Genomic DNA, 20,717 nt, shown 5'->3' on the forward strand with positions numbered 1-20,717 from the left:
GAGGACGGATGCCCCTAAAATATGTCACGCGCGATTTGGGTTGAGTGACTTTGATTTTTTCGACTGCCCTCTTAAAAACCTTCGCGTCTTTGCGTGAAATATTCTGTTTCTTTGGGAACACAAAGCAAAGTTTCAACAAGCACCCTCCCCTAACCCCTCCCGCAGGCGGGAGGGGGATTCAGCCCTGCTTTAAATATAGCCGTCACCCTGGAGCCCGAGGCGTGCAGAGCACAACTTGGTTCAGGGTCCATTTATCAGACCTTTCCTGCCTTATCGTGGCACGCCAAGTGGCCACGTGCGGTTCGGTGTGCATTCGTGCACAGGGTGTGCGGCGCGATGGACCCTGAAACAAGTTCAGTGTGACGGGGGAGTAGAACTCAACGTGATGGCCACCTTCTCCGCGAACTCCGCGTACTCTGCGTGAACCCTCTAGCGCCGCGTTTTTGGTTCACGCAGAGTGCGCGGAGTTAGCAGAGCCCGCGGAGATTTTTTAGTTGGCAGGTGTGATGGAGATTTCAGCTCCAGTGTAACGATAGTAGGAAATTGGAGGCCCGAGCCGGAATCGAACCGGCGTGCAAGGATTTGCAGTCCTCTGCGTCACCACTCCGCCATCGGGCCTCTGGAAAGCATATGCTTTATACAGCGATGCTGTATGTGGTGGAGGAGCGCCCCTAGCGGCTTGGGCGGATCAAATCAACCGGCAATCTGTGCCCTGTCCGCCACAAAACACGGAAAAAATGCCATTTGCATCGACTTGTCGCGCGTTTGTCTGAATCCCGCTTGGCGATTTCGGTCTGGCTGGCTAGATACGGATTCCTATGCTGTATTGTGTTTGCAACACAGCTGTGCCACATGACCCAGAAAGTAATGGAAAAATCCCGATGGAATCTGTGAGTTTTGAAGAAATGCGACGTGCCATGGTTGAATCGCAACTTCGCACCAACGGTGTGACGCAGGCGTGGGTCCTTGCCGCAATGGGTGCCGTCGCGCGCGAGGACCATGTCCCTGCGTCCCACCGCAATATTTGCTACAATGACCGTGCCATTGCGACGGGCGACGGAGCCGTCCTGAACCCGCCATTGGCCACCGCGTTGTTATTGCAATCGGCCGATATCGCGCCCGACGCCCGCGTTCTGCTGATCAGCGCGCAGGACGGATATGTTGCCGCCGTGGTGCGCCAACACGTCGCCGCGGTGACCTTAGTGGATCCTGACGCGGTACACAGCGCCGCGGACGCAGCGCCGTTTGACGTTATCATCATTGATGGTGCGGTCGAAATTCTGCCCGATGCGGTGCTGGCCCTGGCGGCGGAAGGGGCGACATTGGTCACCGGTGTGGCCGAAGGTCCGGTGACGCGGCTGGCCAAAGGCTTCGTCCATGACGGGCGGACTTCCCTGAAACCCTTTATCGACAGCGAAATCGCGCCACTGGCCGCTTTTGCCCGCAAACCGGAATTTACATTTTGACCTCTCGCCGTTTTTTGATCGCATCCCTGCTTGGTTCTGCGTTTTTCAGCGTTTCCGCATCGGCCGATACGTTGCGCGATGCGTTGATTTCGGCCTATGAAACCAACCCCAGCCTGACCGCCGCGCGTGAAGGGCAAAAGGCCACGAACGAAGGCGTGCCGCTTGCCAAAGCCAATGGCCGCCCCGATATCAGCGCCCAGTCGACCTATTTCGAAAATATCATGCAGGACAGCGGTTCTTCAGTCACGCAGGCGCGCGGGCTTAATGTGAATGGGACCATATCCGCACCGCTTTATGCAGGTGGCGGCATCCGCAACGCCGTGCGTGCGGCCGAAAACCGGGTCGAGGCGGGCTTTGCCGGGCTGCGCGGTACCGAAAGCGCCATTTTTTCGGCCGTGGTTGGCGCATATATGGACGTGATCCGCGACGAATCGATTGTCGATCTCAATCGGGCGCAGGTCGGCGTGCTTTCCGTCAATCTGGAGGCGACTCGCGACCGGTTCGAAATCGGCGACCTGACCCGCACCGATGTGGCCCAATCCGAAGCCCGTCTGGCGCTGGCGACGGGCAATCTTGAATCGGCGCGGGCGAACCTGATCCGGTCCAAAGAGATCTATATCCAATTGGTCGGGCGCGAACCGGGCCAATTGGCCGCGCCGCCGCCATTGCCCAATTTGCCCGAGACGCCCGATAATGCGGTGGACGTGGCGCTGGATAATAATCCGGATCTGATTTCGGCGCGCGAGGCGCGCGAGGCCGCGGGTTATGACCGGCTGGCCGCCAATGCGTCGCGTCTGCCCACCGTCAGCGTGTTTACATCGCCAGCCTATAGCAACGCATTGAATTCTATTTCTTCGCGAATCCCGGGATTTCAGGCGGACAACAAATCTTTCACGGCGCAGGCCGGGGTGCGGGCGACGATCCCATTGTATCAGGGCGGGCAACCTGCGGCGCAAATCCGGCAGGCACAGGCCCGTTTGGGGCAGGCACAGGAACTGGAAATCGCCGCCGAACGTGAAGCGATTGCCCAGACCCGCGCGTCTTATGCCAGCTGGAAAGCGGCCAATGACGTTATTGTCGCGTCCGAACGGGCGGTGTCGGCCAACGAACTGTCGCTGGAAGGCACACGAGCGGAAAACAGCGTCGGCAACCGCACGATATTGGACATTTTGAACGCCGAACAGGAATTGCTGAACAGCAAGGTGCAATTGGTGACGGCGCGGCGCAATGCCTATGTCGCCGGCTTTACCCTTTTGGCCGCAATGGGCCGTGCGGAAGCACGCGATCTGGGCCTTGAAGGTGGCGTCCTGTATGATCCCGTTGCCGAATATGAAAAAGTCGACAATGCGTGGAACGACCTGTCCACGCGGCCCGACCCGACGACAAAATCAACGCGCACCGTTGACACGCCAGCACAAAAAGCAGAAATAGAGCCGCTTCCGACCCAAATGAGGAAGTAAAAAACAAAGCTATGGGGAGCTTTAACTATGGCCGAAGGCCGGAATGAGCCATCAATGGATGAGATTTTGTCGTCGATAAAACGCATAATTGCAGATGATGACCGCGCGCGCCCCCTGTCGGCGAAGCGCACGCCCAAGGACGCGCAAACGGTCGATGAAAATGAAATTCTTGAACTGACCGAAACGGCAGCGGATTCGGAAATCGACGCGGCCGCCGAATCGGAAGAAGTCCTGCTCGATGACAGCAAGGCACGCAGCCTGCGCCACAGCTTCTCCGCGCTGCAAACACTTTCCGAACCCGGCGTTGCGCCGCAGATCGTGCGCTCGGGCGAAACCTCGCTTGAGGGCCTGACCCGTGACCTGCTGCGGCCGATGCTGAAAGATTGGCTCGACACCAACCTGCCCCCGATTGTCGAAGCGATGGTCGAGCGCGAGATTAACCGCATCACCAAAAAGGGCTGATGCGCGGCGCACGGCTTCTGGCGCTTTCACTGGCGCTTAGCCCTGCGCCGGTCCTTGCCGAACAACTTTATATCGAAGCCGGACGGCTAATCGATGTGACCGCCGGAACTGTCCGTACAGGCCAGTGCATCCATATTGTGCGTCACTGGATCGAATCCGTCGCCCCGTGCGGTACAACGCCCAAGGATGCCCGCCGGATCGACTGGTCCGGCCTGACGGTCCTTCCCGGCCTGATGGACCTGCACACGCATCTGGCCGATGCGGGGCAGAATGCCGACCTTGCCCTGCCGCTCAACACATCGCGCGAGGAAACCGCGCTGATTGGGGCGCATAATGCGCGGCTGACGCTGGAGGCTGGCTTTACGACGGTGCGCGATGTCGGGACTTATCGCGGTCTGACCGATGTTGTCTTGCGCAACGCAATTAATAAGGGACTTGTGCCGGGGCCACGCATGTTCGTTGCCGGGGCCTATATCACCATTCCCAAGGGCGGGGGGGAGTTGAACGGCGTTATTCCTAATGAACAGCTTCCCGCCGACATGCGGCTGGGCGTGGCGAGCACGCCGGAGGAAGCCAAGGCGAAGACCGAATTTCTGATCGCGAACGGTGCGGACTTTATCAAGACCATCGCCACCGGCGCGGTGCTGGCCATGGGGACTGAGCCCGGCGAACCGGAAATGACCGAAGCGCAACTGCGCGCCGTGGTTGAGGCGGGCAAGGGCAAGGGACCGGCGCGGCCGATGCGCAATGCGCCTGCCGACATGCTGATCGTGCCGGTGCTGCCCACCGACATTTTCGTCACCGCCCACGCGCATGGTGCCATAGGCATCAAGAACGCGATCCGCGCCGGTGTCCGCTCTATCGAGCATGCCAGCCTGTTAGATGACGAGGCGCTGGCCATGGCGAAGAAGGCGGGGACCTGGCTGGTCATGGATATCTATAATGGCGACTATATCAACGATATCGGCACCAAAGAACGCTGGCCCGAGGAATATCTCCGCAAGAATCGCGAGACGACGGATGTCCAGCGCGAAGGCTTTACCAAGGCGGTGAAGATGGGCGTCAAGATCGCCTATGGCACCGACAGCGGTGTTTATCCCCACGGCCTGAACGGACGGCAGTTCGCCTATATGGTCCGTTATGGCATGACCCCGATGCAGGCCATCCAGTCCGCCACAATCCGCGCCGCGGAATTGCTGGGCAAGGAGGATCATCTGGGCAGCATCACCCCCGGCTACACCGCCGATCTGGTCGCCGTAAAGGGCGATGCGCTGACCGACATCCGCGTACTTGAAAATGTGGCGCATGTTGTAAAGGACGGGGTGCAGGTCAAATAGGCCGACCGCCGCGCTCCCCTGCTGCCCATAAACAAAAGGGCGGGGAAAGCCCCCGCCCGTCTGTCTGTTTTCAAAACCATATTCCCGTTACACCATAGTGACGGAGAAAAGCAGGCTGCTCAGCGCAATTGCGCCGATAAAGCTGGCGAGTTTCTGCATGTATCATTCCTTCTTCTGTGCCGCACAGCCAAGAATTTGGCCGGGTCGTCCAATCGAAGGCATCCTATATTTTTTGTTATGCCGCCCAAATAGGGAGAAATGGTTAAAACTCAATTGATATAGTAGACAAAGTAGTTGCATTTATGTAAACATAGCATCGCTATGGGTAAGGTAATTTTCTTGCGCGCGCCCATCGTGTTGACTAGCTTGGCGTCCATGAAAAAACCCCTTCTGATCGCCGCCCTCATTGGCGCCACCGCCCTTTCCGCCCCCGCCTTCGCCCGTCCGATGACGGAGACCGATCTCGCCACGATGAAGCGGCTTTCAGGGGCCACTGCGTCGCCCGATGGCAATATGGTTGCCTATCAGGTGCGCGAAACGGATCTGGACGCGAACAAGGGCAGGACCGATCTGTATCTGATCAAGCTCGGCACCCCCAATGCGCAGCCCGTGCTGTTCGCTTCCAAGCCCGACAAGAACGAGCATGACCCCGCCTTTGCCCCCGACGGCAAGAGCATATTCTACATCAGCAACGAGGGCGGGTCGGACCAGATCTGGCGCTATGACCTCGCCAGCGGCACATCCGCCCAAGCGAGCAATTTCAAAACCGACGTCAGCGGTTTCAAGATTTCGCCCGATGGCAAGAAATTCGCGGTCTGGGGCGATATCGCACGGGACTGCATGGAATTTGGCTGCGAAAAGGATGGCGACACGTCGAAGCCAGGCCCCGGCACGGGCCGCGAATATGACCAGCTGATGGTCCGCCACTGGGACGCATGGGAAACGCCGGGCAATTACAGCCGCATCTTCACCGTGGTGCTGGGTGCCGACGGCAAGCTTGGGACATTGGGCGAGGCCATGGACGGCAGTCTGGTCGGCGATGCCCCGTCCAAACCTTTTGGCGGAGCAGAAGAGGTCAGTTGGGCCGCCGACAGCAACGGCATTGCCTTCGCGTTGCGCAAGGCCGACGCCAATGAGGCCAAATCCACCAATCTCGATATTTACGGCGCGTCGCTGAAATCAAAGGAAGTGGTCAACCTGACCGCCGACAATGCCGGAACCGACACCACCCCCGCCGCATCGCCCGACGGCAAATGGCTGGCATGGACGTCAATGGCCCGCGCCACCTATGAAGCCGACCGGCTGGTCGTCAAGCTGATGGATCTGAAAAGCGGTAAGGTCACCGCGCTGACCGACGCATGGGACCGTTCCGTCGGCTCGCTCGCATGGGCCGCCGACAGCAAGAGCCTGCTTGTCACCGCGCAGGACACGCTCGAAACCCCGCTTTACCGCGTCGACCTGAAGGGCAAGGTCACTCGCCTGACCGAACGCGGCAATATCGCCGAGGTTGTGCCGTTGAAAAATGGCGGCGTGGTCTATGCGATCAACAGCATCGCCGGACCATCCGACCTTGTCCTCATGGACGCCAAGGGCAAGACCACACGGCTGACCAATGTCAATGCCGACACGCTTTCGGCCGTTGATCCGGTCAATTACCAGAAGTTCGATTTCGCCGGTGCCAATGGCGAGCAGGTGTTCGGCCAGATCGTCAAACCGCAAAATGCGGCCGGTAAGCTGCCCGTGCTGCTGCTCGTGCATGGCGGGCCGCAAGGGACGTTCAACAATAATTGGTCCTACCGCTGGAACCCCGCCGTCATGGCGTCACAGGGCTATGCCGTGGTCACGATCGATTTCCACGGGAGCACCGGATACGGCCAGAAATTCACGGACAGCATCAACAAGAATTGGGGCGGCTGGCCGCTGGAGGATCTGCAGAAGGGCATGGCCGCCGTCGGCAAGATCGACAGCCAGCTTGATACCGCCAATGCCTGCGCGCTCGGCGGATCCTATGGCGGCTATATGATGAACTGGATTGCGGGCAACTGGCCCGACCGGTTCAAATGCCTCGTCAACCATGCCGGTATTTTCGACTTGCGCGCCATGGCCTATGAAACCGAAGAACTATGGTTCGACCAGTGGGACAATGGCGGACCTTGGACGACGCGGACCGATGCCGAGAAGTGGAATCCGGTCAACCATGTCGCCAAATGGAAAACCCCGACGCTCGTGATCCATGGCGAAAAGGATTACCGCATCCCCTATTCGCAAAGCCTCGCCGCCTTCACCGCCTTGCAGCAGCAGGGCGTGGAATCGAAACTGCTCGTCTTCCCGGACGAGAACCACTGGATATTGAAACCCAAAAATTCGATCCAGTGGCACCAGACCGTTTTCAAATGGGTGGATAAGCATCTGAAGGGTAGCAAATAAGCCCGGGCTCGGGACTGTCACGCCGCCTGTTTGAAAACCTTGCCCAATCGCGCCTGCGCTGGCAAAGGCAGCGGCATGACTATCGACAAGACATTTGACCCCGCCGCGATTGAGGCGAAATGGTATGCCCATTGGGAATCGACCGGCGCGTTCCGCCCTGAACGCCCGAATGCGGAACCCTATACGATCGTCAACCCGCCACCCAATGTGACGGGCAGCCTGCATATCGGCCATGCGCTCGACAACACCTTGCAGGATATCTTGATCCGCCACGCCCGTCTGCAGGGCAAGGATGCCTTGTGGGTCGTGGGCACCGACCATGCCGGCATCGCCACCCAGATGGTGGTTGAACGCCAGATGGCGCAAAAGCAGCAAAAACGCACCGATTTCACCCGCGACGAATTTGTCGCCAAGGTCTGGGAATGGAAAGAGGAAAGCGGCGGCGAGATAACCGGCCAGCTGCGCCGCCTCGGCTGTTCGATGGACTGGGAAAATGAACGCTTCACCATGGACGAAGGCTTCAGCAAGGCCGTCATCAAGGTGTTTGTCGACCTCTATAATCAGGGCCTGCTCTACCGCGACAAGCGGCTGGTCAACTGGGACCCCGGTCTAAAAACGGCGATCTCCGACCTTGAGGTCGAGACGCGCGAGATCAACGGCAAATTCTGGCACTTCAAATATCCGCTCGAGGACGGCAGCGGCTTTATCTCGGTCGCCACCACGCGCCCCGAAACAATGCTGGCCGATATGGCGGTCGCCGTGAACCCGTCAGATGAACGCTACGCGCATCTGGTCGGCAAGAATGTAAGGCTGCCCATTACCGGCCGCCTGATCCCGATTGTCACCGATGAACATGCCGACCCTGAACTGGGTTCCGGCGCGGTGAAGATTACCCCGGGACATGATTTCAACGATTTCGAAGTTGGCAAGCGCGCCGGATTCAAGGCGAGCGAAATGCTCAACATGCTCGATGCGGAAGCAAAGGTTGTGCAGACCGCCGACGGACTGATCCCCGCCGATTATCTCGGCATGGACCGGTTCGACGCCCGCAAGAAAGTGGTCGAAGCGATCGAGGCGGCTGGCCTGCTCGAACGGATCGAAGACCGCATCATCCAGACCCCCTTTGGCGACCGCAGCGCGCAGGTAATAGAACCCTGGCTGACCGATCAATGGTATGTCGACGCCGAAACACTCGCCAAGCCCGCCATCGAGGCGGTGCGCAGCGGGGCCATCGATATCGTCCCCAAATCATGGGAAAAAACCTATTTCAACTGGATGGAGAATATCCAGCCATGGTGCGTCTCGCGCCAGCTTTGGTGGGGGCATCAGATACCGGCATGGTTTGACGGCGACGGCAAATGCTATGTCGCCGAAGATGAAGCAGGGGCACAGGCGCTTGCGGGTGAAGGCGTGGCCCTGACCCGCGACCCCGACGTGCTCGACACATGGTTCTCCTCCGCGCTCTGGCCGTTCGGCACCTTGGGCTGGCCTGAGGAAAATCCTCCCCGAAACGGGGAGGTGGCAGCCGGAACGGCTGACGGAGGGGGGGCGCAACCAAAGGCGTCGCTCGATGCGGAAAACCCCCTCCACCAGCCTGCGGCTGGTCCCCCTCCCCGTACCGGGGAGGATTTGTTGTCGCGCCATTACCCCAATGACGTTCTCGTCTCCGGCTTTGACATCCTGTTTTTCTGGGATGCGCGGATGGCGATGCAGGGCATCCACTTCATGGGCGAAGGCGGACGCCGACCACTGGAAGAATCAGTGCCTTGGAAGACGCTCTATCTCCACGGCCTCGTCCGCGCCGCCGACGGCAGCAAGATGTCGAAGTCGAAGGGTAATACCGTCGATCCGCTGGGCTTGATTGACCAATATGGTGCCGATGCGCTGCGCTTCTTCATGGCGGCGATGGAAAGCCAGGGTCGCGACATCAAGATGGATGAAAGCCGCGTTGCCGGATACCGCAATTTTGCAACCAAGCTGTGGAACGCCGCCCGCTTTGCGCAATCAAACGGCATCGGCGGATCACACAGCATCAGCGCGCCCAAGGCGGAGCTTGCCGTCAACCGCTGGATTATCGGTGAAGTCGTCGACACTGTTGAAAAGCTGAACAAGGCTTTTGCCGAATTCCGTTTCGACGGAATGGCCGATGCCATCTACCATTTCGTCTGGGACCAGTTTTGCGACTGGTATCTGGAGCTTATCAAGCCTGCGTTCGTCGATGGCGAAAAGCAGGATATGGATGCGGAATCGCAAAAGGTGGCAGGTTGGGTGCTCGACCAGATATTGGTGATGCTGCATCCTTTCATGCCCTTTGTGACCGAAGAATTATGGCACGCGCTCGCCGATCCGGCAGCGCCACGCGCCTATGACCTGATCCACGCCAAATGGCCGGAGCCCAAAGCCGAAGTCGATGCCGAAGCCAAGGCGGAGGTCGAATGGCTGATCCGTCTGGTTGGCGAAGTGCGGACCACGAAGAACGAACTGGGCATTGCTCCGGGTGGAAAGATGGATGCCTTTGTCCGCGATGCGGCACCTGCGACATTGGCCCGCATTGCCAACCAAAAGCCGGTCATTGCAAGGCTCGCCCGTTTAGAAAATATCGGCGCTGGCGATGCCCCTGAAGGCGGCTCGATCCAGCTTGTAGTAGACGAAGCGACCTTCGTCCTCCCGCTCGAAGGGGTGATCGATCTCGACGCCGAACGGGCACGCATCACCAAGGCAATCGAGGCCGCTACCAAAGAAGCTGCGGCCCTTTCCGGCCGTCTGTCAAACGCTTCTTTCGTAGAAAGAGCCAAACCCGAAGCCGTCGAAAAAGCCCGCGCCGACCTCGCCGAAAAGACGGCCGAGGCGGAACGTCTTACGGCAGCACTCAAGCGGTTGGGGTAACGACCGCTTTGGCTGGATAAGACCAAATAAAATACTGTCCTACCGGCCCCCGAGTCGGGTAAGTCAATCATGATGAAATTGTCGGCTTTTTTATTTTTATGTGTTGGGCTGTTTCTGTTGGAACCGGTCCACGCCCAATTGCCCGGGGCACCGCAGAATGTGCGGGCCACAATCGAGGCAGAGACGACTACGCCTGCCCCCGGCGACACCGTAACGGTCGCCATCATCATGGACCCAAAACCGGGCTGGCATGATTATTGGCTTAACCCCGGCGATGCCGGAACGCCGCTCGAACTTGAATGGACGTTGCCCGAAGGCGTCAGCGCCGGTCCTATCCGCGCGCCGGTGCCGGAAACGCTGGTCATAGGCGGGTTTATGAACCATATTTACCGGCAAAAGCATGCCTTTTTGGTGGACATCAAACTGCCTCCCAAGCTTCAGCCGAGTCAAAAAGTCGATTTAAAAGTCGATGCCCGATGGTCTGCCTGCTCCGATGAAATCTGTGTTCCCGAAGGCGGCAGCTTTGTTGTCCCTTTGACGTTACGCGGCGGAGATATCCCCGAAGCGCAGCGCGAAAAGTTCGATATGTGGCGCGCGGCCCTCCCCGTGCCATTGGATCGGCAGGCGGTTTATGCCATCAACGGCACAGAAATTTCTCTGGCGATAGCTTTCCCCCAAAGCGCCGATGTCAAAGACGTGTGGTTCTTTCCCATGACAGAAAATATGTTCCGGTACGCCGCGAAACAGTCTGCCCGGCGGACGGGCAATTGGCTTATAGTTTCGGGCGAAATTGACAAACGGGGATCTGGCCCGATTGGCGGCGTGCTTCGCTTCGGGGATGCACAGGGGTTGATCGTAAGCGCCTCTCCAGGATCTGTACCTTCGGGTGGAACAGCGGTTTCTGTGTTCGGCGATACGTCTACCGCTCCGAATTCCGCTGTGTCAGGAAATCTTTTCTGGATATTGGGCCTGTCTGTTCTTGGCGGATTGATATTGAATCTGATGCCGTGCGTTTTCCCCATTTTGGGATTGAAGGCCATAGCCATCGCCAAATCGGGCGGCGATGAATGGCGTGCGCGGAAAGATGCGCTTGCGTACACAGCAGGTATCGTTTTGAGCTGTCTTGCTTTGGGTGCCACAATGTTGGCCTTGCGCGCCGCGGGCGAAGAAGTTGGTTGGGCATTCCAATTGCAGGACCCAAATATAATATTCTTGCTGTTGCTGTTGATGACGGCAATTACCGCGAACCTGTCGGGCCTGTTTAATTTAAGCAATATTGGGCTGGGCGATAACCTTACCCGTCAAAATGGCATATCAGGTTCGTTCTGGACCGGCGTTTTGGCGGCGGTTGTGGCGACACCTTGCACAGGACCATTTATGGCGGCAGCGATCGGGGCGGCGTTGTTGCTTCCCTTTGGTCAGGCGCTGCTTATCTTTGCGGGGCTAGGCTTTGGCCTTGCGTTGCCTTTTCTCTTGATTGCTTTCATCCCCGCGGTGCGCGCCATGATGCCCAAACCCGGGGCGTGGATGGAAAAGTTCCGCAAATGGATGGCAGTGCCCATGGCGCTGACCACTTTTGCATTGCTATGGTTACTGGCGCAATTGCTGGGCATGGCCGGATATCTGATCGGCGGTGTTGGCGTTGCCTTTTTGGTGACCGGTATCGTTGCGATTTCCCGGTACAAGATTTCAACTTATGCTATTATCGGATTGGCAGGCTTTATATGTGTGTCAGGCGTGCTGGCTATCGGAAAGCTTGATGTTCCCACAGCGATTGCCGATTCGGGTAGCAAGCTTGATCCCGAACGCTTCTCCCTCGAAAAACTGGCTGTCTACCGCGCCGGTAATCGACCTGTCTTTCTGTATTTTACCGCCGATTGGTGCGTTACATGTAAAGTGAATGAGGCAACTGCCATCAACCGCGACGAAACTGTCGCAGCCTTTGAAAAAGCCGGTGTCGTTACGCTCATGGGCGATTATACGCGCCGCGATCCGGAAATCGCCCGGTTTCTGTCGCAATATGGACGATCAGGCGTACCGCTTTACCTCTATTTCCCAGCCAAGAGCGAGGCGATAGTTTTGCCGCAGATTTTGACGGTGGATACGATGCTGGAACTGACACAATGACGGCCGAATCTCTGGGAATGGGGGCAAATCATGTACATATTTGCCCCCACCCATGCCTTCGAGTTGCGACCCGGTTAGGACTCGCGGGCAATGTCGATGCGCTTGACCTGATTGGCGCCGATCACGGTTATCCCTTTGATACCCGTTATACCGGTCAAGGGGACAGATCGTTCGAAAACAAGAGCGTCGGCCATAGGCTCGCTATCGTTCGCAGAACGCGTGTGGACGATCGCCACTTCGATACCCCAATAATCGGGCTGTTCCTGATATATACGGGGGGCCAATCGGGCTTCGAAACCAGTTCCCGGGAGTTTCCCCCTTACCCAGAGATACAGGCTGTCTTGAAAAGGCAATTTACGCAATTCAGCGATGTCGAAGTCAATGATCCGCCCATTTGGCACGCTCGAAAGCGAACCAGTGGAGGAGAAACTCATTTTTGGTCCAATCTAGAGAAATTATATGCCAGATTTTAACAACAATAATACCGCATCTAGCAACTTTGTGAGGAAATATACATCAATTTACCTGCACGTAAAGTGAACGAAGGTCGGTTATTTCCCAACAAGGTGTATCGCGCTGAAAGCACTTCTGAATAATTTTTATCCAATTGGTTAAAATGGCTGCGATCAGCACCAAAACCGGTGGCTTGGCGAATCATCGGATTGGCTGCCAGTCTGTGATAGGGAAGAGGCTTAAGACGTTGCGGTACGGCCACATTATGCGACAATTCTGCACATAAACAGCCTAAGCCCTTTATTTGCGTGGCAATTGGCTGTATTGGTATCGGATTCATAACTTCAGGAGTATCCACTATCGCAACCCCGCCTACCCGGCGCGCCATGACCCCACCTGTTAAAAGTGGACCGCGCTACAACAATTTGATCACCGCAGAAAAAGTACGCGTCATTGATGATGACGGTGAAAATCTTGGGGTGTTGTATACCCGAGAAGCGATAGCACAAGCAGCTGAAGTTGGCCTTGATCTGGTCGAAGTTTCTCCGAACGCTGATCCGCCTGTTTGTAAATTCCTCGACATCGGCAAGTTCAAATATGAGGCCCAGAAAAAGGCCAACCTTGCCCGCAAGAGCCAAAAGACGCAGGAAATCAAAGAGATCAAGATGCGTCCGAACATCGACGACCATGACTATATGGTGAAGATGAAGAAGGTGGCGGAATTCATCGAAGAGGGCGACAAGGTCAAGATAACGCTCCGTTTCCGTGGCCGTGAGTTGGCCCACCAACAGTTGGGGATGCAGCTTTTGCAGCGTGTTCAGGCCGATACGGCCGAAACCGCAAAGATCGAGGCCCATCCCCGGATGGAAGGTCGCCAGATGCTGATGGTGCTTTCACCGAAATAATCGGCCGCGCTGTCACCAGACGGCTTGCCGGATCAGTTCTAGTCCAACGCCGATCATCAACAGGTTGATGATCGCGTTGAACCGGGCAGGCGATACCCTTTTTACCAACCAGACCCCGGCAAAGGTACTGGCCAGTGCGAGAGGCATGAATAGTGCGGTCAACGTCATATTCTGGCTATTGAATTGACCCAGCGCGGCATAGGCCGGGACCTTCATCCAGTTGATGATCGCAAAGAATATCGACGATGTCCCGACAAAAACCAAATGGGGGAAGTTGCGAGACAATGCCCAAATCTGAAATGGAGGCCCGCCCGCATGCGCGATCTGGCTGGTAAATCCGGATACACCACCCATGAGGGTACCGACCCATTCAGGCGCAGATCCTTTCATTTGTGCAAGTCGGCTGATTTGCGGGGATAGCCTATACGTCCCGAAGGCGAGCGCGATGACGCCGACCAATCCTCGCACAGCGTCCGCATTCACAACCGCCGCAAACCACCAACCTAGAAAGATACCGCAGACTGCCCCTGGCAAGGTAAGTTTCAAAGTGCGTGCGTCAAAGCTCCTGCGAAAAGCCCATAGGCTGACAATATCTTGCGCCATCAATATGGGCAGCAACATGCCTGCAGCCGATACGGGATCCATGACAAGAGCCAGCAGAGGAATCGCCGCCGCACCCAAGCCGGCAAATCCACCTTTCGCCAGACCCACCAAGATGACTGCGGCGGAGGCGACTAGGTAGAAAGTAACGTCTGCCGGAAGGCTCAAGCCGATTGCATGCGCTTACGCAGCGCCAAAACATAAATGACCGCGGCAGCTGTCGCAAAGATGAACCATTGGATGGCGTAAAGCAGATGGTTGTTGGGGATATGTTCTGGCGAAGGTAATGAGAGTTGGTCCAGACCTTCGACCTTATCCGTTACGACGAGTTTGATCAGTTGCACATTATCCGGCGCAATAACTCCATTTACCGGTCCACCATCCCATTTGGGGGATTCAGGCCGTTCAGACCAACCAATGGCCACCTTTGCGCCAGGACCCTCCGCGCCGCCGGTCGAGCAGGACGCTACATGCGCAAATCCGGCCTTTCCTTCACGGTTAGTTCCGGACACCGATTCAATGCGCACAGCCTTGATACACATCAGTGTGGATTTTCGAAATAAGGGGAGGTTCGCCTTATCCGGAACTGCAGGCCATGTGACGGGCTTCAAATCGACGGCTGCTTCATAGCGCGCGAGAAGCAGCTCCTTCTGCTCTCTGCGCTGAAGTTGCCAAACCCCCAATCCGATCATGGTGACCACAGCAGCAGAGACCAAAATTGATGGAACCACCGGCCATTTCATTGGACGTCATCCCGTCCCGCTTCATGCGCCCGGTTATAATGTTCGGCCGCCAACAGGGCGCCTTTGGACACGCGCAATGCATAGACGGTCATCGCGATCGTGATGGGAACCCAGACTACTGCATGAACCCAAAAAGGTGGGCGCACTGCGGAATCGAGGATCACGGCAAATATGATGATCAACGCGCCGATGACCAACGTCAAAAGCGCAGCCGGGCCGTCACCGACGTTGAAGCGGGAAAAATCTAAATTACAGGCGGAACAGCGGTCAGAAAAACGCGCTGGGCCGGCAAACAGGGTTTTTGCTCCGCATTGAGGGCAAAGCCCAAAAAGGGCAGCCTTGGCGATGCCCGGCTGCCCTTCTGGTTTTTGTAAATCAGGCACCAATATGCCTTATGCGTGGACGGGTGCGCCCCATCCTCCCCAAATGTAGATTGCGATGAAAAGGAACAGCCATACAACGTCCACAAAATGCCAATACCAGGCTGCGGCTTCAAAACCGAAATGCTGTTGCGGCGTGAAATGTCCTTTGTACGAACGCACAAGGCAAACAATCAGGAAGATTGTGCCGACGACAACGTGGAAACCGTGGAAACCGGTCGCCATGTAAAAGGCGGTGCCATAATTGAGTCCACCAAACGGGAATGGGGCAACTGAATATTCATAAGCCTGGATAGCGCTGAACAGCAGGCCAAGAAGAATAGTCAGCCACAGGCCCTTTTGCAAACCTTCGCGATCGCCATGAATCAAAGAGTGATGCGCCCATGTTACCGTGGTACCCGAGCACAGCAAAATCATTGTGTTCAGCAACGGTAATTTCATAGCGTCGAGCACTTCAAGACCTTTAGGTGGCCATTGAAGCAATGCGGCTGCGCCTTCTTGACCGATCAGATTAGAGACCGTGAAAGCATGCGTTTCTGCGTCTTTTACGAGCTCAAGCGGGGCCGGAAAAAGAGAGAAGTCGAACCAGGCCCAGAACCAGCCGACAAAGAACATCACTTCTGAAGCGATGAACATAATCATACCATAGCGCAAATGCAGCTGCACTACAGGTGTGTGATCTCCAGCATGTGCTTCATTGATTACATCAGACCACCAGGTGAAAAACGTGTACAAAACACCTAGGAAACCAAGCCCGAAAACCAGACTGCCATAACCGAACTGTTCGGGATGCATCCACATCACCAAACCAAAAAACATGGTCAGCGCCGAAAATGAACCGAGAATCGGCGTAATGCTTGGAGGTAAAATATGATAATCGTGGTTCTTGGCACCGGCCATTGTCAATTCCCTGTAGTCTAACGCGTTTTGATTGCTCTTAGCTTCCCTTGCCCGTCGGGTCCACTGTCTTTGGATTTTCGACGGGATAGAAAGTATAGCTAAGCGTAATTTCTTCGATATCTTTGGTTTCCGGGTCGGTCATGATCTTTGGATCTACATAATAAAGCACCGGCATTCGCACTTGTTGACCCGGCTGAAGCTTCTGTTCGGTAAAACAGAAGCATTGGATCTTGTTAAAATATTTGCCGGCAAGAGCAGGAGATACATTAAACGTGGCTGTTCCCGTTACCACCTCGTTTGAAAGATTTTTGGCGATAAAAATCGACATGTCTTTCGCACCGATAGAAATGGTGTCGGTTGGACGTTCGGGCTTGAACTCCCAAGGCAGACCGTTGCGTTGATTGGCGTCGAAACGGATGACTATGGTTTTATTCGTGGCAACGACCGTTGCCGCCTGCGCTGCGTCCACACGCATCGTGGTTCCGCCAAAGCCGGTAACCTCACAGAAAATCCGGTACAAAGGCACGGCTGCAAAGCCAACGCCCACCATCGAAACGGCAAGAGCGCCGGCCATCATGCCCACGCGAAGATTTGATACTGCCATCAGCCCCAAACCCCGATTTTCGCGACCGTTATCATAAAAAAGAGGACACATAATGCCACCAGAACGACACCCATAATGCGCGACCTGGCGGCCTGCCGCTGACGGATAATGCGCGTTTCTTCTTCAGAGAATCCATTGCTTTCAGGCAGCGTCATACAAACATCATCCGGTCAAAAGCAAAAATCGCGAAAAGCAGAAATAGATACAGGATCGAGAAAGCAAACAATCTCTTTTCCGGCTTCATGGATGCGGCATCAACGGCTTCGTTGCGCCAAACCTGGAAGGCAAGTGCCAGAAAAATCACATTCAACAATATTGCGGCCATGCCGTAAAGCCAGCCGGTTTCCCCCAACGCAAACGGCGCAATCGCCGTTGCTGCCATTGGAAAACAATATGCAAAAATCTGATTCCGCGTCACCCGCTGCCCCGCGACATTGGGCAACATCGGAATTCCTGCGGCCCCATAATCGGTCTTCATAAACAGAGCCAACGCCCAAAAATGGGGTGGCGTCCAAAGGAAGATGATCGAAAAAAGCAAAGCCGGAAGCAAGGTCACATCGCCTGTTACGGCCGCCCAGCCGATGACAGGCGGGAATGCGCCAGCAGCACCGCCGATGACGATATTTTGGGGTGTGTTGGGCTTGAGCCAAACCGTATATACGACTGCATAGAAGAAAATGGAAAAAGCAAGCAATCCAGCCGAAAGCCAATTCACGGCCACGCCCATGATCCCGACCGAAAATGCCGCAAGCCCAACACCGAAATGCAGGGCAGCTTCCCGGTCCATCCGACCCGCAGGCAAGGGACGCTTTGATGTCCGCGCCATTTTGGCATCTACGTCGGCTTCGTACCACTGGTTAAGGGCGCCGCACGCCCCGGCGCCAAGGGCGATACACAAAATTGCGGTAAAACCGATAACCGGATGAATGTGACCAGGTGCCGCCAAAAGACCGCACAGCGCAGTAAACACAACGAGTGACATGACCCGAGGCTTGGTTAACGCCCAGAAATCGCGCCATTCCGCTGGCAAGGATATATTACGCGTTGCAGTCGTCATCATGTGTTTCCTGCCCCCTTCCTTGAATTTCAGTCCTGAATTTCAAGGAAGGAGGAAACGAGGAGGTTGGCCGTTACTTAATGACCGGAAGGGTTTCAAACTGGTGATAAGGTGGAGGGCTGGTAAGCGTCCATTCAAGCGTGGTCGCGCCTTCACCCCAGTAATTTTCCTCGGCACGACGGCCAGCGGCCAACGACCAGAAAACGTTGATGAAGAAGATAATCACGCCCACGCCCATGATCGCATATCCCATCGACGCCACGCCGTTCCAATAGGCAAACGCCTCTGGATAGTCGGGGTAACGACGCGGCATACCCGAATTGCCCAGAAAGTGCATCGGGAAGAACAGTACGTTCACACCGATAAAGAAAATCCAGAAGTGCAGGTGTCCCAAAAACTCGTTGAGATGACGACCCGACATTTTCGCAAACCAGTAATAGAAGCCGGCAAAGAGCGAGAATACCGCGCCTAGCGACAGCACATAATGGAAGTGGGCAACCACATAATATGTGTCGTGCAAATTGTCATCCAGACCGCCATTGGCCAACACAACGCCCGTTACGCCACCCACAGTGAACATGAAAATGAAGCCCATTGCCCAAACCATCGGGGTTTTGAAGCTGACCGAACCGCCCCACATGGTTGCGATCCAGCTGAATATCTTGATGCCGGTTGGCACCGCAATAACCATGGTCGCTGCCGTAAAATACATCTTCATATCAACGCTCATGCCCGTGGTGAACATGTGGTGCGCCCATACTACGAAACCGACAACGCCAATGGCGACCATCGCATATGCCATGCCAAGATAACCAAACACAGGCTTGCGGCTGAAAGTTGCAACGATCTGGCTGATGATGCCAAAGCCCGGCAAGATCATAATATACACTTCGGGATGGCCGAAGAACCAGAAAAGATGCTGATACAGAACAGGATCTCCGCCAGCCGCGGCATCAAAAAATGCACCGCCAAAGTTACGGTCAACCAGCAACATGGTGATAGCAGCGGCCAATACCGGCAATGCCAGAAGAAGCAGGAATGCAGTGACCAGCACCGACCATACGAACAGCGGCATTTTGTGAAGGGTCATTCCCGGCGCGCGCATGTTGAAAATGGTGGTGATAAAATTGATAGCACCCAAAATCGACGCAGCACCGGCAAGGTGAAGCGAGAAGATCGCCATGTCGACCGCCGGACCAACGGAACCCGAGGTCGAAAGCGGCGCATACACCGTCCAGCCTGTCCCGGCCCCCAGACCCGTACCGCCCGGCACAAAGCTTGAACCAAGTAACATGATGAATGCCACCACAGTCAGCCAGAAGCTGATATTGTTCATACGCGGAAACGCCATATCAGGCGCACCGATCATCAACGGTACAAACCAGTTGCCGAAACCGCCAATGATCGCGGGCATGACCATGAAAAACACCATGATCAGGCCATGCGCGGTAATCAGCACGTTCCACATATGGTAAGCTTCGTCCATCGAAGCTTCTTTGCCGGCCATCATCGATGCCCAGCTTTGCAGATACTGAATGCCGGGTTCTGCGAGTTCGAGACGCATCAACCCGGATATCGCCCCGCCGATTATCCCCGCAAAGATAGCGAAGATCAGGTAGAGTGTACCGATATCTTTATGGTTGGTGGACATGAACCAGCGCGCAAAAAATGCTGGCTTGTGATCCGCATCATGATGGTCATGTGCGTGAAGGTCGGCGCCCGTAGCAGCAATGCTTGTCATCAGTCTGGCCTTTTACTTGGTTGCAGCTGCGGCAGGCGCAGCAGTGGTTGGAGCAGGTGCGGCCGCAGGGGCAGCTTCAGCAGACACGTCGCCGGGCATTTTGCCGCCTTGCGCTTTGACCCATGCCGCGAATTTCTCGGGCGGCAATGCCTCGACAGCGATGGGCATGAAACCATGGCGCGCGCCGCAAAGCTCGGAACATTGGCCGAAATAAACACCCGGCTTTGTAATCGTCAGTGATTTCTCGTTCAAACGGCCCGGTACGGCATCGAGCTTGAACCATAATGACGGCACAGCGAATGCGTGAATAACATCGGCAGCCGTCGTCTGGATCCGCAACGGAACACCTGCAGGTACAACCATGCGATTGTCGACAGCAAGCTGGCCAGGACCATCATTGTCAGTGCGGAAGCGCTCGCCTGCGGCAACGTCGCCCTTTTCCTTGAGCATATTGGAAACGACTTCGAAACCGCCATGGTCGGGATAAGTGTAGCCCCAATACCATTGATAGCCGGTAACCTTCACGGTCACGGCCTCAGCCGGCGCAGGCTTGAACTGCTTTGCGAGCAGATCGAGCGAAGGATAGGCAATGCCCAACAGAATGAGCACAGGAACCAGCGTCCAGACGATTTCGATAAAGGTATTGTGCGTTGTTTTGGATGGAACTGGATTGGCACGGCGGTTGAACCGGACAATCACCCAAAGCAGCAATCCGAGAACGAAAAGCGAGATTATTGTAATGATCGGAAGCAAAATGGCATTGTTTATCCACTTTGCATATTGGCCATTATCGCTGAATTGTTCCTGAAAATCGATTTCCTTGGGTTTCGGCATCCCGATACCCTGGGTTGGTTTCATGGGCGTGTAACCCGGCAATGAACCATCCATGGATTTCGGCGCAACTGCCTTGTCCGTCGCGGCAGCCTCTGGAGCCGCTGCAGCAGGATTGGCAACAACTGGTGCTGCAATTTCCTTGGTAAGGGGCGCAGGCGCGGGATTCGCCGCCTGTGCCGTGCCCAATGACGGCATTGTCATCGCAGCAAGGACAATCAGAATTTTCTTCAACATATTCATCAACTTGGCCCCGTATTCTTGGTGCGGCGCAGGAACATCGCGCGGTTCCGACTTGGCTTAAGCCTGCCGGACTCGCGCGACCTATAGGCGCGCTT

Annotated in this window: 19 protein-coding genes and 1 tRNA gene; 8 read left to right on the plus strand and 12 right to left on the minus strand. The window is 56.1% G+C overall.

Features of this window, described 5'->3' with window-relative positions; all coding sequences use genetic code 11:
* Window positions 1–544 precede the first annotated feature (544 nt).
* A tRNA-Cys gene (locus tag ACKVOS_RS10235) sits at window positions 545–618 on the minus strand.
* A gap of 263 nt (window positions 619–881) precedes the next feature.
* On the opposite strand from ACKVOS_RS10235, the gene ACKVOS_RS10240 reads away from it, so the two are divergent.
* The 7 genes from ACKVOS_RS10240 to ACKVOS_RS10270 all read left to right on the plus strand — a co-directional run bounded on the left by ACKVOS_RS10240 (window position 882) and on the right by ACKVOS_RS10270 (window position 12,165).
* Complete coding sequence (locus ACKVOS_RS10240) at window positions 882–1,466, plus strand: protein-L-isoaspartate O-methyltransferase family protein (RefSeq protein WP_409211915.1); 585 nt, start codon at window positions 882–884, stop codon at window positions 1,464–1,466.
* Between the two features lie 14 nt (window positions 1,467–1,480).
* The gene (locus ACKVOS_RS10245) at window positions 1,481–2,926 is read left to right on the plus strand and encodes a TolC family outer membrane protein (RefSeq protein ID WP_409211916.1); all 1,446 of its coding nucleotides are present in this window, start codon (window positions 1,481–1,483) and stop codon (window positions 2,924–2,926) included.
* Between the two features lie 27 nt (window positions 2,927–2,953).
* Window positions 2,954–3,388: a DUF2497 domain-containing protein gene (locus tag ACKVOS_RS10250; RefSeq protein ID WP_409211917.1), complete on the plus strand. Its 435-nt coding sequence runs from the start codon at window positions 2,954–2,956 to the stop codon at window positions 3,386–3,388.
* On the plus strand, window positions 3,388–4,725 hold the full coding sequence (locus ACKVOS_RS10255) for an amidohydrolase family protein (protein ID WP_409211918.1): 1,338 nt from the start codon (window positions 3,388–3,390) through the stop codon (window positions 4,723–4,725). The genes ACKVOS_RS10250 and ACKVOS_RS10255 overlap by 1 nt, the downstream gene beginning before the upstream one ends.
* 375 nt (window positions 4,726–5,100) lie before the next feature.
* Complete coding sequence (locus ACKVOS_RS10260) at window positions 5,101–7,152, plus strand: alpha/beta fold hydrolase (protein ID WP_409211919.1); 2,052 nt, start codon at window positions 5,101–5,103, stop codon at window positions 7,150–7,152.
* A 75-nt stretch (window positions 7,153–7,227) separates the two neighbouring features.
* A complete protein-coding gene (locus ACKVOS_RS10265) occupies window positions 7,228–10,038 on the plus strand; it encodes a valine--tRNA ligase (protein ID WP_409211920.1) in 2,811 nt (936 codons plus the stop codon).
* A gap of 69 nt (window positions 10,039–10,107) precedes the next feature.
* On the plus strand, window positions 10,108–12,165 hold the full coding sequence (locus ACKVOS_RS10270) for a protein-disulfide reductase DsbD family protein (RefSeq protein WP_409211921.1): 2,058 nt from the start codon (window positions 10,108–10,110) through the stop codon (window positions 12,163–12,165).
* A gap of 74 nt (window positions 12,166–12,239) precedes the next feature.
* Here ACKVOS_RS10270 and ACKVOS_RS10275 read toward each other — a convergent pair whose 3' ends face one another.
* The gene (locus ACKVOS_RS10275; protein WP_409211922.1) at window positions 12,240–12,599 is read right to left on the minus strand and encodes a hypothetical protein; all 360 of its coding nucleotides are present in this window, start codon (window positions 12,597–12,599) and stop codon (window positions 12,240–12,242) included.
* Between the two features lie 56 nt (window positions 12,600–12,655).
* Window positions 12,656–13,006, minus strand: a complete 351-nt coding sequence (locus ACKVOS_RS10280; RefSeq protein WP_409211923.1) for a hypothetical protein — start codon at window positions 13,004–13,006, stop codon at window positions 12,656–12,658.
* Here ACKVOS_RS10280 and infC point away from each other — a divergent pair.
* Window positions 13,005–13,523 (plus strand): translation initiation factor IF-3, encoded by a 519-nt coding sequence (infC, locus tag ACKVOS_RS10285; protein ID WP_158901707.1) that lies wholly within the window; start codon window positions 13,005–13,007, stop codon window positions 13,521–13,523. The genes ACKVOS_RS10280 and infC overlap by 2 nt on opposite strands.
* Window positions 13,524–13,535: 12 nt before the next feature.
* Here the strand turns inward: infC and ACKVOS_RS10290 are convergent, their stop codons facing one another.
* The 9 genes from ACKVOS_RS10290 to coxB all read right to left on the minus strand — a co-directional run bounded on the left by ACKVOS_RS10290 (window position 13,536) and on the right by coxB (window position 20,622).
* On the minus strand, window positions 13,536–14,291 hold the full coding sequence (locus ACKVOS_RS10290) for a sulfite exporter TauE/SafE family protein (protein WP_409211924.1): 756 nt from the start codon (window positions 14,289–14,291) through the stop codon (window positions 13,536–13,538).
* Window positions 14,288–14,866: an SURF1 family cytochrome oxidase biogenesis protein gene (locus ACKVOS_RS10295; RefSeq protein WP_409211925.1), complete on the minus strand. Its 579-nt coding sequence runs from the start codon at window positions 14,864–14,866 to the stop codon at window positions 14,288–14,290. The genes ACKVOS_RS10290 and ACKVOS_RS10295 overlap by 4 nt, the downstream gene beginning before the upstream one ends.
* The gene (locus ACKVOS_RS10300) at window positions 14,863–15,249 is read right to left on the minus strand and encodes a DUF983 domain-containing protein (protein ID WP_409211926.1); all 387 of its coding nucleotides are present in this window, start codon (window positions 15,247–15,249) and stop codon (window positions 14,863–14,865) included. The genes ACKVOS_RS10295 and ACKVOS_RS10300 overlap by 4 nt, the downstream gene beginning before the upstream one ends.
* A gap of 9 nt (window positions 15,250–15,258) precedes the next feature.
* Window positions 15,259–16,146: a cytochrome c oxidase subunit 3 gene (locus ACKVOS_RS10305; RefSeq protein WP_409211927.1), complete on the minus strand. Its 888-nt coding sequence runs from the start codon at window positions 16,144–16,146 to the stop codon at window positions 15,259–15,261.
* A gap of 37 nt (window positions 16,147–16,183) precedes the next feature.
* Entirely contained in the window at window positions 16,184–16,750 is a 567-nt protein-coding gene (locus ACKVOS_RS10310) for a cytochrome c oxidase assembly protein (RefSeq protein WP_409211928.1), read from the minus strand.
* Window positions 16,750–16,905 (minus strand): hypothetical protein, encoded by a 156-nt coding sequence (locus tag ACKVOS_RS10315; RefSeq protein ID WP_409211929.1) that lies wholly within the window; start codon window positions 16,903–16,905, stop codon window positions 16,750–16,752. The genes ACKVOS_RS10310 and ACKVOS_RS10315 overlap by 1 nt, the downstream gene beginning before the upstream one ends.
* The gene (locus ACKVOS_RS10320) at window positions 16,902–17,810 is read right to left on the minus strand and encodes a heme o synthase (protein WP_409211930.1); all 909 of its coding nucleotides are present in this window, start codon (window positions 17,808–17,810) and stop codon (window positions 16,902–16,904) included. Before ACKVOS_RS10320 ends, ACKVOS_RS10315 begins: the two co-directional genes overlap by 4 nt.
* Before the next feature lie 70 nt (window positions 17,811–17,880).
* On the minus strand, window positions 17,881–19,548 hold the full coding sequence (ctaD, locus tag ACKVOS_RS10325; protein ID WP_409211931.1) for a cytochrome c oxidase subunit I: 1,668 nt from the start codon (window positions 19,546–19,548) through the stop codon (window positions 17,881–17,883).
* Window positions 19,549–19,560: 12 nt separating this feature from the next.
* Complete coding sequence (coxB, locus tag ACKVOS_RS10330) at window positions 19,561–20,622, minus strand: cytochrome c oxidase subunit II (RefSeq protein WP_409211932.1); 1,062 nt, start codon at window positions 20,620–20,622, stop codon at window positions 19,561–19,563.
* Window positions 20,623–20,717 lie beyond the last annotated feature (95 nt).

Source organism: Sphingorhabdus sp., from assembly GCF_046154385.1.
Lineage (GTDB): Bacteria > Pseudomonadota > Alphaproteobacteria > Sphingomonadales > Sphingomonadaceae > Sphingorhabdus_B.